Annotated in this window: 11 protein-coding genes and 1 pseudogene; all 12 read right to left on the bottom strand. The window is 70.1% G+C overall.

The genetic code is table 11. The features are described from left to right. Positions 1-1,552 (bottom strand): hydantoinase B/oxoprolinase family protein (locus AC1DYD_RS35525; RefSeq protein ID WP_478177428.1); only part of this gene is annotated, 1,552 nt, incomplete at its 3' end. Next, the gene (locus tag AC1DYD_RS35520) at positions 1,549-3,237 is read right to left on the bottom strand and encodes a hydantoinase B/oxoprolinase family protein (RefSeq protein ID WP_478177427.1); all 1,689 of its coding nucleotides are present in this window, start codon (positions 3,235-3,237) and stop codon (positions 1,549-1,551) included. The genes AC1DYD_RS35520 and AC1DYD_RS35525, both read right to left, overlap by 4 nt. Beyond that, positions 3,234-5,390, bottom strand: coding sequence for a hydantoinase/oxoprolinase family protein (locus tag AC1DYD_RS35515; protein ID WP_478177426.1), 2,157 nt, complete (start codon positions 5,388-5,390; stop codon positions 3,234-3,236). The genes AC1DYD_RS35520 and AC1DYD_RS35515 overlap by 4 nt, the downstream gene beginning before the upstream one ends. A 32-nt stretch (positions 5,391-5,422) precedes the next feature. Next, entirely contained in the window at positions 5,423-6,628 is a 1,206-nt protein-coding gene (gene metC / locus AC1DYD_RS35510; protein ID WP_478177425.1) for a cystathionine beta-lyase, read from the bottom strand. Next, positions 6,625-7,266, bottom strand: coding sequence for a cysteine dioxygenase family protein (locus AC1DYD_RS35505; RefSeq protein ID WP_478177424.1), 642 nt, complete (start codon positions 7,264-7,266; stop codon positions 6,625-6,627). The genes metC and AC1DYD_RS35505 overlap by 4 nt, the downstream gene beginning before the upstream one ends. A 26-nt stretch (positions 7,267-7,292) precedes the next feature. Further along, complete coding sequence (locus AC1DYD_RS35500; RefSeq protein ID WP_478177423.1) at positions 7,293-8,135, bottom strand: amino acid ABC transporter ATP-binding protein; 843 nt, start codon at positions 8,133-8,135, stop codon at positions 7,293-7,295. Then, a complete protein-coding gene (locus tag AC1DYD_RS35495; protein WP_478177422.1) occupies positions 8,122-8,940 on the bottom strand; it encodes an amino acid ABC transporter permease in 819 nt (272 codons plus the stop codon). The genes AC1DYD_RS35500 and AC1DYD_RS35495 overlap by 14 nt, the downstream gene beginning before the upstream one ends. Further along, entirely contained in the window at positions 8,930-9,676 is a 747-nt protein-coding gene (locus tag AC1DYD_RS35490; RefSeq protein ID WP_478177421.1) for an amino acid ABC transporter permease, read from the bottom strand. Before AC1DYD_RS35490 ends, AC1DYD_RS35495 begins: the two co-directional genes overlap by 11 nt. Positions 9,677-9,856: 180 nt before the next feature. Further along, positions 9,857-10,648, bottom strand: a complete 792-nt coding sequence (locus AC1DYD_RS35485) for a transporter substrate-binding domain-containing protein (RefSeq protein WP_478177431.1) — start codon at positions 10,646-10,648, stop codon at positions 9,857-9,859. 136 nt (positions 10,649-10,784) lie between these two features. Next, a pseudogene (locus AC1DYD_RS35480) lies at positions 10,785-12,475 on the bottom strand (rhodanese-like domain-containing protein). A 215-nt stretch (positions 12,476-12,690) separates the two neighbouring features. After that, complete coding sequence (locus AC1DYD_RS35475; protein ID WP_478177420.1) at positions 12,691-13,584, bottom strand: NmrA family NAD(P)-binding protein; 894 nt, start codon at positions 13,582-13,584, stop codon at positions 12,691-12,693. Then, positions 13,581-14,693 carry an ABC transporter substrate-binding protein gene (locus AC1DYD_RS35470; RefSeq protein WP_478177419.1) on the bottom strand — a complete coding sequence of 371 codons (1,113 nt, stop codon included), beginning with the start codon at positions 14,691-14,693 and terminating at the stop codon, positions 13,581-13,583. Before AC1DYD_RS35470 ends, AC1DYD_RS35475 begins: the two co-directional genes overlap by 4 nt. Between the last annotated feature and the right edge of the window lie 32 nt (positions 14,694-14,725).

Below are 14,725 nucleotides of genomic sequence, written 5' to 3'. Positions count from 1 at the left end.
TGGCGCCCGAGGCCAGCCGCAGCCGGCCCGGCGCGCCGTTGCCGCCGCCGAGCGCGCCGCGCGCGGGGTTGTCCACGCGATCGAAGGCTGCGGCGATCAGGAAAGCGGCGTCCCTCTGCGCATGCCGCACCTCGATGACCTGGCCCAGGCCGCCGCGCACGGCGCCAGTGCCGCCGGAATCGGTGCGGAACTCCTTGCGCTCGAACACGATGGGCGCCTGCGTCTCCAGGATCTCGATCGACACATTGCGTACGCCGCTCGGATACGCAGTGACGGAGAGGCCGTCCTTGCCGGGCCGCGCGCCGGTGCCGCCGGTGGAAAAGCTGATGACGTTGAAGCGTGCACCGCGGCGCACGGCCTCGGCGTCGGCCGGGCTCGTGCCCGCGAGCACTTCGCCGCCGACGAGCTGCAGGTTCCAAAGCGACGAGGCGCCTTCGGCCGGTACCTTGTCGGGCCTTGCCTGGCGCAGCGCGCCGAACACCGCGTCGGGCAGCAGTTGGCCGACCACATGGCGCGCGGTGACGGCAGCCGGATGCAGTGCATTCAGAATGCAGCCTGCGGGCGCCTCGACGCGAATGGGCGCGAGCGAACCTGCATTGTTCGGCACGTCCGGCCCCACCAGGCAGCGGATGCCGAAGGAGGTGTACGCGTCGGTGTAGGCCTTGGGCACGTTGATGCCGCGCGCCACGCTGCCCGAGGTGCCGGCGTAGTCGACCGTGATGCCGTCGTCCGCAATGGTCACCGACACCTGCAGCGTGATGGGCGCGTCGTAGCCGTCGGCTACCAGCGTGTTGTGCCAGGTGCCGCGCGGCCAGTCGCGCAGCGCCTCGCGCATCGCCTGGGCCGAACGCGCGATGACGAAGTCGCCCAACGCCTGGAGGTCGACCAGCCTGAACTCGCGCAGCAGGGTGCGCAGCCGCCGCCCGCCCACTTCGTTGCAGGCCACCAGCGCGTAGAGGTCGCCCTCGACCTGCTCGGGGTCGCGCACGTTGGCGCGGATGATTGCGCGCACCGCCGGGTCCACCGTGCCCTGGCGCACGAAGCGCAGGATGGGCAGGAACAGGCCCTCGTGGTAGATCTCCAGCCCGTCGGGGCTAGAGCCGATGCCGCCGATGTCGACCACGTGCAGCGTGGAGGCGAACAGCGCCACGGCGCGCTTGCCCAGACCATCGCCATGGAAGATGGGCGTGACCATGGTCATGTCGAACAGGTGGCCGGTGCCTTTCCAAGGGTCGTTGGTGAGGAACACATCGCCGTCTTCCATCGTGTCGATGGGAAAGCGCAGCAGGAAGTGCTTGACCGATTCGGCCATCGAGTTGACGTGTCCCGGCGTGCCGGTTACGGCCTGCGCGATCATCCGGCCATCGGGCAGGAACACGCCGGCCGACAGGTCGCCGGCTTCTCGCGTGGAGGTGCCGAAGGCGGTGTGGATCAGCACCTGCGCCTGTTCCTCGACCACGGAGAGAAGCCGGTTCCAGGCGAGCTGGTTGCGGATGAGCTGGCCGCTGGCCAGCGCCTTGGGGGTGGCTTGAGGTGTGGAGGTATTGCTCATGCAGCGGTTCCTGCGAAATCTTTGGTAGGGGTGGAGGCCGCCCGTGTCACAAGCCCGGCCCTCAGGTCGCGTGCCGCCAGTGCGGGGTCGCGTTCTGCAGGGTCGCCCAGGCCCGCGCCGCCGGGCGTTTCGACCACGAGCACTTCGCCGGCGGGAATGACTTGGCGGCCCTTGCCGCGCAGCGCGGTGCCCGCATGCTTGAGCCGCGCGGCACCGGGCGCACCGTCGCCGCCACCGAGCGCACCGCGCGCGGGAAAGCGCACACGGTCCCAGGTGGCGGACAGCACCATCGGGTCGCCGTCGGCGTTCTCGATCTCGATGACTTGGCCGAGGCCGCCGCGCGACGCGCCGGCGCCACCCGAGTCGGGCCGGTATTCCTTGCGGCGGAACAGCAGCGGCGCCTGCGTCTCGAGGATCTCCAGCGACACGTTGCGCACGCCGCTCGGGTAGGCCGTGGCCGAGAGGCCGTCCTTGCCCGGCCGCGCGCCGGTGCCGCCGGTGGAGAAGCTCACGATGTTGAAGCGCCGCGCGCGACGCAGCGCATCGTTCGGCCCGCCCTCGATCGGCTGCCCGCCGAACAGGCGGATGTTCCACAGCGACGACGCGCCTTCGGCCGGCACGCGATCGGGGCGCGCCTGCCGCAGCGCGCCGAACACCAAGTCCGGCAGCATCTGGCCGATGGCCGCGCGCGCAGCCACCGCGGCGGGCGGCAGCGCATTCACGATGGAGCCTTCCGGCGCCACCACGCGAATGGGCGCTAGCGAGCCCGAGTTGTTGGGCACGTCGGCGCCCACCAGGCAGCGGATGCCGAAGGAGGTGTAGGCCTCGGTGTAGGCCTTGGGCACGTTGATGCCGCGCGCAATGCTGGCCGAGGTGCCTGCGAAGTCGACCAGGATGCCGTCGTCCGACACGGTGACGGCCGCGTGCAGCTCCAGCGGCGTGTCGTACCCGTCCACCGTCATATGGTTGCGCCAGGTGCCCTTGGGCCATTCGCGCAGCGCCTCGCGCATGGCCAGCCGAGAGCGTTCGATGATGTAGTCGCCCTGCGCCTGCAGGTCGGCCAGGCCGAACTCGCGCAGCAGGCGCTGCAGCCGCACGGCGCCCACCGCATTGCAGGCCACCAGTGCGTGGAAGTCGCCCTCGACCTGACCCGGCTCGCGGACGTTGGCGCGCACGATGTCCAGCACCGCCTCTTCGATGACGCCTTCGCTCACGAAGCGCAGCGGCGGCAGGAATAGCCCCTCGTGGAAGATTTCCAGCGCATCGGGCCCGGCGTTGACGCCGCCGATGTCCACCACGTGCACGGTGGAGGCGAAGAGCGCCACCAGCTTGCGGTCATGGAACACCGGCGTGACCATGACCACGTCGAACAGGTGGCCCGTGCCCTTCCACGGGTCGTTGGTGACGAACACGTCGCCGTCGCGCATGGTGTCTTCCGGAAAGGCGCGCAGGAAGTGCAGCACCGAATCGGCCATCGAGTTGACGTGGCCCGGCGTGCCGGTCACGGCCTGCGCGACCATCCGACCGTCGGGCAAGAACACGCCCGCCGACAAGTCGCCGGCTTCGCGCGTCGGTGTGCCGAAGGCGGTGCGGATCAGCGCCTGCGCCTGCTCCTCGACCACGGCGAGCAGGCGGCTCCAGACCAGTTGCTGGCGCAGTGCCCTGCGGCCTGCGGTGGTCGTCATACAGCCTCCGCTTCGGCAAGCGCCGCGCGGTCCTGCTGGGTCACGGTGGTGTCGTTGAGCACCAGCGCGCCCAGCTTACTGGCGCGCGCCTCGAAACCCGCGATCACGTGCGTGGTCGTCTCGTCTTCCACCACCAGCGCCGGGCCTTCGATCCATTTGCCGGCGCCGAGTGCGGTGCGTTCGTAGACAGGCACTTCGGCCCATTGGCCCGCGTCGGCGTCGTACAGGCGGCGCTTGCCTGAAGGCTCTGCGCGGCCCGTGTCGACGACCACCTCGTCGGGCTCGGGCGCCGCACGGCCGCCGGCTTCCACCGCGACCGACCAGCTCACCGCCTCCGCCGCGATGTGCGGCAGGCTGCGGCCGTAGAGCGCGGCATAGCGTTCTTCGAAGCGTTGATGCAAAGCCTTGCTCGCGGCCGCATCGAACGGGCCTTCGGGCAGCTCGACCGGAATCTCGTGGCCCTGGCCCGCATAGCGCATGAAGGCCTGTCGATGGCGCACCAGCGCGGCGCCGGGCGCGGCGCGCAGGACCACGTCGTCGGCGGTGGCCGTGAGCTCGGCGAGCAGCTTGTCCACGGTCGCGTGGTCGATGCGGTCGAGCCGCTGCGCGAGGCTGCGCACGGTCTGGTAGGCCACGGGCGCCCACAGGAAGCCCAGCGCCGAGCCCACGCCAGCCGAGTTGGGAATCACCAGCCGCGCCACGCCCAGCTTGCGCGCCAGCAACGCGGCATGCAGCGGCGCGGCGCCGCCGAAGGCGATGAGCGTGCTTTCTTCTGCCACCTTGCCGAGTTCGGACGCATGCACGCGCGCGGCGTTGGCCATGTTCTCGGTGACGATCTCGACCACGGCCTGCGCGGCCGATTCGACATCGAGCCCGGTCTGCGCAGTGAGGCCCTGCAGCAGCGCATCACGCGCACGCTGCGGGTCGAGCTGCACTTTGCCGACCGCGAAGCGCGCCGGGTCGATGGTGCCAAGCGCGGCGTGCGCGTCGGTCACGGTGGGCAGTTCGCCGCCCAGGCCGTAGGCGGCCGGGCCGGGGGAGGAGCCCGCGCTGTCGGGGCCGACCTGCACCACGCCCAGGTGGTTGACGCGTGCGATGGAGCCGCCGCCCGCGCCGATCTCCACCATCTCGATGACCGGAATGCGAATGGGCAGGCCCGAGCCCTTCAGGTGCCGGTGCACGCGGCCGAACTCGAAGCTGCGGCTGATCTGCGGCTGGTAGTCGTCGATGAAGCAAATCTTGGCGGTGGTGCCGCCCATGTCGAACGAGAGCGCGCGCGAGGCGCCGATCTGCTCGGCCACCTGGCGCGCCAGCACCGCGCCGCCTGCGGGGCCCGATTCGACCAGCCGCACCGGCTCATCGATGCCGGCCTGCAGCGTGGTGATGGCTCCGCCCGAGGTCATGAGGAAGGGCTCGGCGCGCAGGCCACGTGCCGTGGCACCTTCCTGCAGGCGGCGCAGGTAGCCCGCCACCTGCGGCTGCACGTAGGCGTTGGCGCTGATGGTCGACAGGCGCTCGTACTCGCGGATCTCGGGGCACACATCGGAGGCCAGCGACACCCAGAGGCCCGGTGCATGTTCGAGCAACAGCTCGCGCACGCGGCGCTCGTGCGCGGGATTGGCATAGCCGTGCAGGAAGCACACGGCCACGCTTTCGATGCCGTCGGCCAGCAACTGTTTCGCCAGCGTGGCGACCTGCGCTTCATCGAGCGGCGTGATCACGCGGCCGGCAGCGTCCACGCGCTCGACCACGCCGTGGCGCCAATGGCGCGGCACCAGCGGCGCGGGCTTGTCGAGGAACACGTCGTACTGCGCGAATCGGTCTTCGAGACCGATCTCCACCAGGTCTCGAAAGCCGTGCGTGGTCAGCAGCGCGGTGGGCGCGCCCTTGCGCTCGATAAGGGCGTTGGTGGCCAGCGTGGTGCCGAGGATCAGCAGGTCGACGTCGGCCCAGCCGGCGCCCGCCTGCTGAAGCACTTCCTCCACGCCGCTGAGCACGGCCTGTTCGGGTGTGGTCGGGGTGGTCAGCACCTTGAGGGTGTGTTTCTCGGCGCCGCGCAGCAGCACCACGTCGGTGAAGGTGCCACCGACATCGACGGCGACGCGCACGCGCGGGTCGTGCGCTGCGGAGGAGGGGTTGGAGTTCGAGGACATGAGAGAGGGAGGTGTCTTCTTGTTGAAGGGAATCAGCGCAGTGCAGTGGCAGCGGAAAAGGCCTGCGACAGGTCGGCGATCAGGTCCGCCGGGTCTTCGAGCCCGATGTGCAGACGCACCACCGGCGCATCGCCGGTCCATTGCCGGTGCTCGAGCAGGCGCTCGGGCTGGGCCACCAGCGCCAGGCTTTCGTAGCCGCCCCAGGACGCGCCGATGCCGAAGAGTGCGAGCGCATCGACGAAAGCGTTGGCGGCGGCCGGTGTGGCATGGCGGAACTCGAAGGACACGAGGCCGCTGGCGCCGCTGAAGTCGCGCTTCCACAGCGCATGGCCCGGGTCGCTGGGCAGCGCGGGATAGAACACGCGCGACACCTGCGGCTGCTGTTGCAGGAACTCGGCCACCTGCGTTGCGTGGCGCTGGTGCTGCGCGAGCCGCACGGGCAGCGTGCGCAGGCCGCGCAGCGCGAGGTAGGCGTCGTCGGCGCCGATGGTCAGGCCCAGCGCTTCATACGTGGTCGAGAGCTTCGCGGCCAGCGCCGGACTGTCGACCACCACCACGCCCTGCATCAGGTCGGAATGGCCCGAGATGTACTTGGTGGCCGCCTGGATCGAGATGTTCGCGCCCAGCGTCAGCGGCTGGTAGAACCAGCCCCCGCTCCAGGTGTTGTCGGTAGCGACCGTCACGCCGCGGTCCCGCGCGATGGCGGTCAGCGCCGGCAGGTCGAGCACTTCGAAGAGCAGCGAGCTCGGCGACTCCAGGTACAGCAGGCGCGTGTTCGGGCGTATGCGGCTCGCCAGGTCGTCGTTCGTGGGCGAAAAGTACTCGATCTCGACGCCCAGCCGCTTGAGCAGCGTGCTGTCGACGCGGCGCAGCGGCGCGTACACGCCGTCGGTCACCAGCGCATGGTCGCCGGGCGACAGCAGCGCGAGCAGCACCAGCGTAATGGCCGAGAGGCCCGAGGGCGTGAGGAAGGCGCGGTGTCCGCCTTCGAGGTCCGTCACCGCGTCTTCGAGTGCGCGGTGCGTGTCGAGACCGTGGCGGCCGTACGCGGCGACGCGCTCGCCGGCCGTGCGGCGGTGGTGGTAATCGGCATGCGCCGCCGTGTTCTCGAAGCGCACGGTGCTGGTTCGCACCACGGGCACGTTCACCGGGCCGGTGCCGTCGCGCAGGGCGGGCGCGCCGGCGTGCAGCAGGCGCGTGCCGGCGCCCAGCGTCTTCCCGCGCTTGCCTTCGGTCATGCCGCCACCTTGCTCGGCTTGAGCTGCGTGGCGTTGTAGTTCACGACCGCGCCGGTCTCCAGGTTCACGCCGATGCGCTGCGAGAGCGTTTCTAGCGGCCGGCCGTACAGGTGGAAGTGCAGCGTGGGCTTGTCGCCGATCACATGGATGCTGTGCAGGTCGTCGGCCAGGAAGCCGATGGACGTGCCGGGCTGCACCGTCACTTCGCGCTCGAGTTCGAGCCTTGCGACGGCCGGGTCGCTGCCGTCGTCGGTGCGGCGGTAGACGCGGTTCTCTTCCTGACCCTCGACCGCCACGATGGTGGCCCAGGTCGTATGGTTGTGCGGAATCGAGGTCTTGCCGGGGTTGATGGAATTCAGGTAAAGCGCCACGCCGTCATCGCCGTCTGCCGGGTTGAGCCGGTAGCGCGTGGAGGCGCCCACGCCCTCGTTGATGGCGGGCGGAGGAAAGTCGGCGCGCGTGAACAGCGCGGTGTGCGAGGCCAGCTGTTCGAGCCGCGCAGTGATGCGCGCGAGCACGGCGCGGTCGAAGGGCTCGGCGGCTGCGATGGCGCGCACGTCGTTCAGGGCCTGGTCGACGGTCACGCGCCGCTCCTCGGCGATGTTGGCGGAAGAAGGGGTGGAGGTTTCTGTTTTCATGGTTCTTGGATGAAGCAAAGGTGGGTTCAGAGCGCGAAGCGCAGCCGCTCGAAGGGCAGCGCCTTGGGAAACGGTGCCGGCTGGGCCGGCGGCGTGCGCGGGCCTTCGCCCAGCGCACGGTGGAGAAAGGCGCGGGTGCGCTCGCTCTCGGGCGCGCCGAAGATACGCGCCGCCGGCCCGTGCTCGACGATCACGCCGGCCTCGGTGAAATACACCGCGTCGCTGATCTCCTCGGCAAAGCGCATCTCGTGCGTGACCAGCACGCAGGTCAGGCCGTCGCGCACCAGGTCGCGGATCACGGTGAGCACCTCGCCCACGGTCTCGGGGTCGAGCGCGGAGGTCACCTCGTCGAACAGCATCAGCTCGGGCCGCATGGCCAGCGCCCGCGCGATCGCCACGCGCTGCTGCTGGCCGCCCGACAGCTCGCCGGGGTAGGCCGATTCCTTGTGAGACAGGCGCACCTTGTCGAGCAGGGCACGCGCATCGCGCTCCGCCGTGGCGTGGTCGCGTCCGGCCACGCGGGTGGGCGCGATCACCAGGTTCTGCAGCACCGTCAGGTGCGGGAACAGGTTGTACTGCTGGAACACGAAGCCCACGCGCCTGCGCAGTGCGATCAGCTCGGCCTCGGTGCGCAGCGTGTCCACGCGCGTGTCGCCCACGCGGATCTCGCCGTGCTGCGGGCGCAGCAGGCCGGTGATGCAGCGCAGGATGGTCGACTTGCCCGAGCCCGAGGGGCCGATGATCGACACCGCCTGCCCGCGTTGCACGTCCAGGTCGATGCCGCGCAGCACGGCATTGGTTCCGAAGGCGAGTTGCACGCCGCGCAGGGCGACAAGGGGCGAAGACGTGGTGCTGTCAGTGGCGGGCATAGCGGCGCTCCAGCGCGCGCGTGGCGCGGGCAATCGGGTAGCAATAGGCGAAGAACACGCCGAGCAGCGTGAAATAAACGAGCACCGTGAAGTCGGTGCGCGCCACGGTGTTGCTGGCGATCTGCGCGGTGTCGACCACGTCGTGCGCGCCCACCAGCGAAGCGAGCGCGGTGCTCATGGTGATGCTGGCGTACAGGTTCATCCACGGCGGCAGCATGCGCCGCAGGCACTGCGGCAGCACGATCAGCCGGAAGATCTCGATACGGCGAAACGCCAGCGACTGCGCGGCCTCCCACTGCGCGCTGGGAATCGACTGGATGGCGCCGCGGAAGATCTCGGCCACCACCGCGCTGATGGGCAGCGCCAGCCCCAGCACCACCTTGATCCAGTCGGGGAAGGGCACGGTCCACTTCACCAGGTGCAGCTCGAACGGAAACACATAGGTGGTGAAGTAGATGAGCACCAGCACCGGCGCATTGCGGAAGAACTGCACGTACCAGCGCGTGACCACGCGCAAGAAGCGCAGCGGCGAGAGCGACAGCGCGCCCACCACAAGCCCGGCGATGGTGCCGAGCGCCATGGCCAGCACGCTGATCTTGATGTTGGTGAGCAGGCCCCATAGCAGCGCGGGTGTCCATTGCCACAGGAAGACCAGTGCGACCGGCGTGGTGCCCGTGCCCGTCCAGGTGCCGATCGCCATGAGAGCCGCCGCGAGTGCGACCCACCACGGATGCTCGCGCGGATCAAGACGCCGGCCTTGCGCGGTGCCCGCCGCGAGGGCGCTCATTGCCGCTTCATTGGCCATAGCCGGGCATCCTCAGGCGGCCTTCGAGCCAACTGCCGGCACGGCTGACCAGCCAGGTCAGGGCGCCGAAGTACAGCAGGATCAACAGCAGCAGCTCCAGCACGTTGTCGCGCTGCGTCCAGATCATGATCGACTCGTAGGTCACGTCCCCGACCGCGATGGCCGAGGCCACGGCCGTCATCTTCACCAGATCGACCAGGTTGTTGACCAGCGAGGGCAGCGCGAAGCGCACGGCCAGCGGCAGCTCCACCCGCCACAGCAGCTGGCGCTGCGAGAAACCCAGCGAGCGCGCCGCCTCCAGCGTGACCTGGGGCACCGCCTCGATGCCCGCGCGCAGCGCCTCGGCATGGAAGGCGCCCTTGTGGATCGCCACCACGATCACCACCCAGACGAAGGGCGTGAGCGGATTGCCGCCCACACCTTCGAGCTGGCGCGTGATGAGTATGTTGAGCACCAGGAACGCGCAGTACAGCTGCACCAGCGTCGGCGTGTTGCGCGTGACCTCGACGAAGGCGCGCGCGGGCAGTGCGAGCCAGCCGCGGCCCGAAGTCAGCGCCGCGGCCATCGCCACGCCGGCGGCCAGGCTGCATGGAATGGTCAGCAGGCAGAGTTCGAGCGTGACGACCAGTCCGCGCAGGAAGGCCTGGCGCTCGCCCAAGTCGAGCAGGAAGGCGTAGTTCAGGCCCAGCGGCTTGATGGCGGCCACCGCATGTGCGAGCAGGCCGGGGTCGCTCATTCGGGGGTCTTCGGCGTGGCGTTCGCATGCGCGGCGCCGGCGCTCGCCGCAAGGAGAAGGACGGACAGCAAGGAAGCGAGAGAGCGTGGCGTCACGGCGTTGAATCGGGAAAGGAAGTGCGGGAAGCCCTCCTGCAAGACTCCCTGAAAGGTGGCGTGCGACGGCGCGTGCCGCGCCCGTTCAAGGTGCGGCGCGCAACTTGGCCTGCAGCTCGGGCAGCAGCGGCTGCGGCGGCTCGATGTGGTTGCGCTTTTCCGTCTCGATCAGCCAGCCGCTGCGGTGCCACTGCTTGACCACCTTGTCGACGGCGGCGATCGTGTCGGCCTCGCCCTTGCGGGTCCAGACAACGGAAGGCGCGGGCAGAATCTCTTCGGTGATCGGTGCCGCGTAGCCGGCCCATTCGGCGCTGCTGCGCAGCAGGGGCTGGATGAGCGTGGAATCGTGCACGGCCGCCACGCAGTTGCCGCCGCGCAACGCCAGCAGCGATTCGGACGAGGTCTTGAAACCGCGCACCTGCGCGCCGTACTGCTCCTGCAGCGGCTTCACGAAGCTGCTGCCCTGCGAGGCGCAGACGATCTTGCCGCGCAGGTCTTCCCACTTGGCGATGCCGCTGGTCTTGAGCACGGCTGCGGTGCCGCCCACGCGGTAGAAGGGCGTGGGCGCGTAGCCCAGGATCTCGCCGCGATCGGCGTTGTACTCCATCGAGGCGATCAGCAGATCGACCTTGCCGGATTGCAAGAACTGCACGCGGTTCGACGGTTGCACCTGCACCAGCTCGACCTCGGTGCCGAGCTGCTTGGCCAGGTCGCGCGCCAGGTCGGGGTTCCAGCCGACCAGCTGCTGGGTGGCGGGGTCGATGGAGCCGAAGGGTCCGCCGCTCACCATCACGCCGATGGCGACCTTGCCGCGCTGCTTGATGCGATCGAGCGTGGCGTCGGCGTGGGCCGCACCCGCGCCCAGGCACACGCCCATGGCAAGGGTGACGGCGGCGCGCGAGGAGGACTGGGAAGAGAAGGGGAGGTCCGAGCGGGAAATCATCGAATGTGAGGGGCGAAGCAAGGCAGGCGGCAATCTTCCGAGGCCGCGTCTGTCCTGGCAACGAACGCCTTCAACTATCGATATGCGTTCTTTCGTGCGAACTTTGGTGCGCACCCGGTGGAATGCGAAAGCTGGCCAGTTCCTCGGGCGCGCACTGGGCGGTGAGGCCCAGTTCCCAGTCCAGGTAGCGGCGCGCGGCGTTGAGGTTGCCGTCGTGGCGGTCGTGCACGAAGAACAGGTAGTCAATGGCTTCGGCGTCGGGCGGCGATGCCGGCGTGGCCTGCTGGGCCCAGCCGGCGGACTCGACCGCTTCCGAGCGGGCCCATGACAGCTGTTGCCAGCCGGCCTCGCGCAGGTCCTGCGCGGCAAGCCGCGCAGCGGTTTCGTCGGGCGCGATCAGCAGCACCGGATGCTGCAGGTCGCCGTCGGTCGCGGCCCGGGCATCGGCGACCACGCGCGGCCGGATCGACCAGACGGCGCCGCGCGCATGGCGCGCCCTGTAGGCGGTCGAGGTCCGCAGGTCGAGCACCGCGGGCGGTGTGTCGGCGTCGTCGCGCCATGCGAGCAGCGCATCGGCGTCCGCGGCCGCCACCGGAGGCGGCAGCCGCACGGGCGCACGCACGGGCACGCGCAGGTCGCTGGCGAGGCCATCTTCGACCAGGGCCGCATCCAGACCGAGCCTGCGCAGCCACAAGGCCACCACGGGTGCGCGCACGCCGTCGTCGTCCAGCACCAGCACGCGGGCATGGCGCACACCGATCTGCAGGTCGATGGCCTGCAGCAGCTGGCCGCCGGGCGCATGGCGCGCGCCCCGCAGGCCGCCGGCCGCGAATTCTTCCGCGGTGCGCACGTCGAACACGAAGGTGGTGCGGGTGCCGTCGTCGAGCCAGGCCTGTGCCTCGGCGGCGGTGAGCACCGGCACGTCGGCGCGTCGGGCGGCCGCGGCGGCGTCTTCGCGCGCGGCTTGGCGCTGCGCGGCATCGGGCGGTGGTGGCAGTGCTCTCGCGCTGCCGCGTTCGATGTCGAGGCCCGCGAGGGCCCAGCCCTGCGTGCCGTTCTCCAGCGCAAGCACCGGGTTGGGCACACCGAGGTCGCGCAGGATTTGCGCACCGACGATGCTGCGCGTGCGCCCCGCGCAGTGCACCACGATGGCGTGGACGAGTCCGACACCAGCGTGCGCCAGCGCAGCGCCAGTTCCCCGTTGGGCACCGGCATGGCGCCGGGCAGCGTCATCTTGCGGTGTTCTTCCAGCGTGCGGCCGTCGAGCAGCAGCAGCGGTTCGCCCGCGCGCTGGCGCTCGGCCAACTCGCGGGCGCTGATGTGCGGCACCTGGTAGGCGTGCTCAACAACTTCGCCGAAGGTCTTGGACGGCAGGTTCACCCCCTTGAACAGCGTGTGCCCAGCACGCGCCCAGGCCGGTGCGCCGCCGGCCAGCACCGATACATCGTCGTAGCCCAGTGCCGCGAGCCGCCCCGCGGCCCGGTGGGCCAAGGCCGAGTCCGCGGCGCCGTCGTCGAACAGCACGATGCGGGTGGCGCTGCGCGGCACGAGGCGGGCGACCTCCGTTTCGAGGCGGCTGTAGCCGGCATGCACCGCGAAGAAGGGATGGCCTTCGCCGTACTGGCCGTGTTCGCGGATGTCGAGCAGCGCGAGCTCGCGGCCGTCTTGCAGCCATTGGTGCAGCGTGACGGCGGAGATGGCGGGAGCGTGCGTGGAGTGGGGCGCCGCAGCGGGCTTGGAAATTTCGGCAATGAGTGACATCGGTGCGCTGGAAGAAAGATCGGCGGCACCATAGCAACGCCGCGCGTGCGCGGCTACGAAGTCTTCCGCATAAGCAAGCACGAAAGTACCGCGATGCCCTCAATGCACCGGTTGCGCGTGTCGGGGCCGTATCACGCAGTCCCCGACCCTGTCGAGTTCGTTCAATGCGGTTGAGTGGCGCTGGCCGCACTCGCACGGCGCGAGCAGCACGGGCTCTAGGCAGTGGCGGGCGCCAACGTTTCTGCCAGGAACGCTTCCACCGTGCGAGGCGAGCGCTTCAGCACCTCGGCGACCGTGCCCGTCATCGGCTCCGCTGCGCCCGCGGCGATCAGCTCGGCGAACTGCGCATGCACCCGGGCGATGTAGGGCGAAGGCGCGTTCGCGGCCTGGCGCTGCTGCTGGGCCTGCGCCGACAGCGCAACGGTCGCGATCCGGCGTCCCGTGAGCTGCGAGGCGATGCGGGCGATCTCGTCGTAGCCCACGGCCCTGCCGCCCGTGAGCACCCACGGCGCGGGCGAAGCCCCGGGCGCGGTGGATTGCTCGAACAGCGCTTCCACCGCCACGTCCGCGATGTCGCGCGCGTCGATGAAGGCGACGCGCGGATCGCCCGGCGGCGCGTGCAGCACGTCATCGGCCGCAAGCTCCGAGGCCACGCGCCCCAACATCACCTGTAGCCACGCGTTCGGGCGCAGCACGCGGTGCACGATGCCCGAGCGAGCGAGCGCGGTCTCGATCGCGCCGTGCGCATCGCCCGAAAGCGATTGACCGGGCGGCTCGATGGTCCAGTGCGAGCCCGACAGCTTGACGATGCGCTGCACGCCGGCCGCGGCGGCGGCTTCGATCACCGCGATCTGCTGCTCCGCCAGCCTGGGCGTGATCGGCGACAGCAGGAAGAGATGCGACACCTCTCGCAGCGCGCGGCGCAGGGTGTCGGCGTCGTCGAAGTCGCCGACCGCGGTTTCGGCACCTTGCGCGTGCAGGTCGTTGGCCCGCGCAGCGTGGCGCGTCAGCACACGCACCTTCGCGCCGCGCGCGAGCAGCCGCGGCACCAGCAGTTGGCCCAGGCGGCCGGTGGCGCCCGTCACCAGGATGTGGGGTTGCGAACTCAAGCTGCGGTCGCCAGTGCGGCGGATTCGACGGCGACGGGCGCGTGGTCCGTGGTGCGGTCGACCTGCGCCTGCAGCGCCTGCAGCGCGCGCAGCGGGCCATGGTCGATCCAGGCCCCCACGTCGAAATCCGCGGGCAGGAAACCCCATTGCAGCAGGAAGTCCTTGAAATGCCCGATGGCCTCGACCAGCGGCGCATCGAGGCCGATGCCCAGGTGCCGGTGCACCTCGGGCCCGTTGGATGCCTGCACCGCTTCTTCACTGGTGGCGATCTCGCGCGCCACGAAGCGCAAGGTTTCGTCGGGGTGCGCTTCGGCCCAGCGGCCGGCGCGCGCCACCACGCCCAGCAGCCGCACCACCAGGTCGGGGCGCTGCTGCGAAAGCGCATCGTCCACCGTGAGCACGCGCGGCGTGCCGTTGTTGATGCGCACCTTCGGGTCGGGGTGGTTGCCGAACTCGGCCACCGCCTGGGCGCCGATCAGGTTGGCGACCACGATGCCTTCGGCGCCCTTCAGAAAGATCGCATCCACCTCGCCGCTGAACAACGCCTGCACCTCGCGGAAATAGGGATGACGCCGACGCAATCCGAACAGGCTGGGCTCGCCCTGGGCCAAGATCACCGACTCCTCGATCGGCAGCTCCACCAAGGTCACATCGCGGGTCGTGAGGCCAGCCAGAGAGAGCCCGGAGACGACGCCCTTCAGTGCCGTGGCGCGGTGGAAGTCGATCAGGTCATTGACCCGGCGCGGCACCGCGAAGCGACGTCCCGCCAGCTGCTCGATCGATGCGATGCCGCGGCCCGGCAGCGTGACGATGGCCTGGAACTCGTCGGTCCAGGTGATCGCCACCAGCCGCGTGGCGCGTCCGTTGGCCCGGGCCCAGATCGGCGGGATGTTGCCGCCCTGGCGGAAGGACCATGCCAGGTGGTGGTCGAAGTGGCTCTCGCGCACACTCCGGTCCTTCGAGTCGATGATCGACTCGATGGCGATGCCTTCCTCGGCGAAGGTCTCGGCCAGCCAGCCTTGGCGCGCGGCGATGCCGAGCGGGGAGGGCACGGGACAGCGGGTGTACCAGAGCACGTCGGGACTGGCGGTGGAAGAGGACGTGGGCATGGGATGGTTCTCCTGTCGAGTTCGGATGGATG

Source organism: Variovorax sp. P4_B11 (assembly GCF_056402355.1).
Note: the sequence above shows the minus strand (reverse complement) of the source record. Positions and strands in the feature narration are given on the sequence as shown.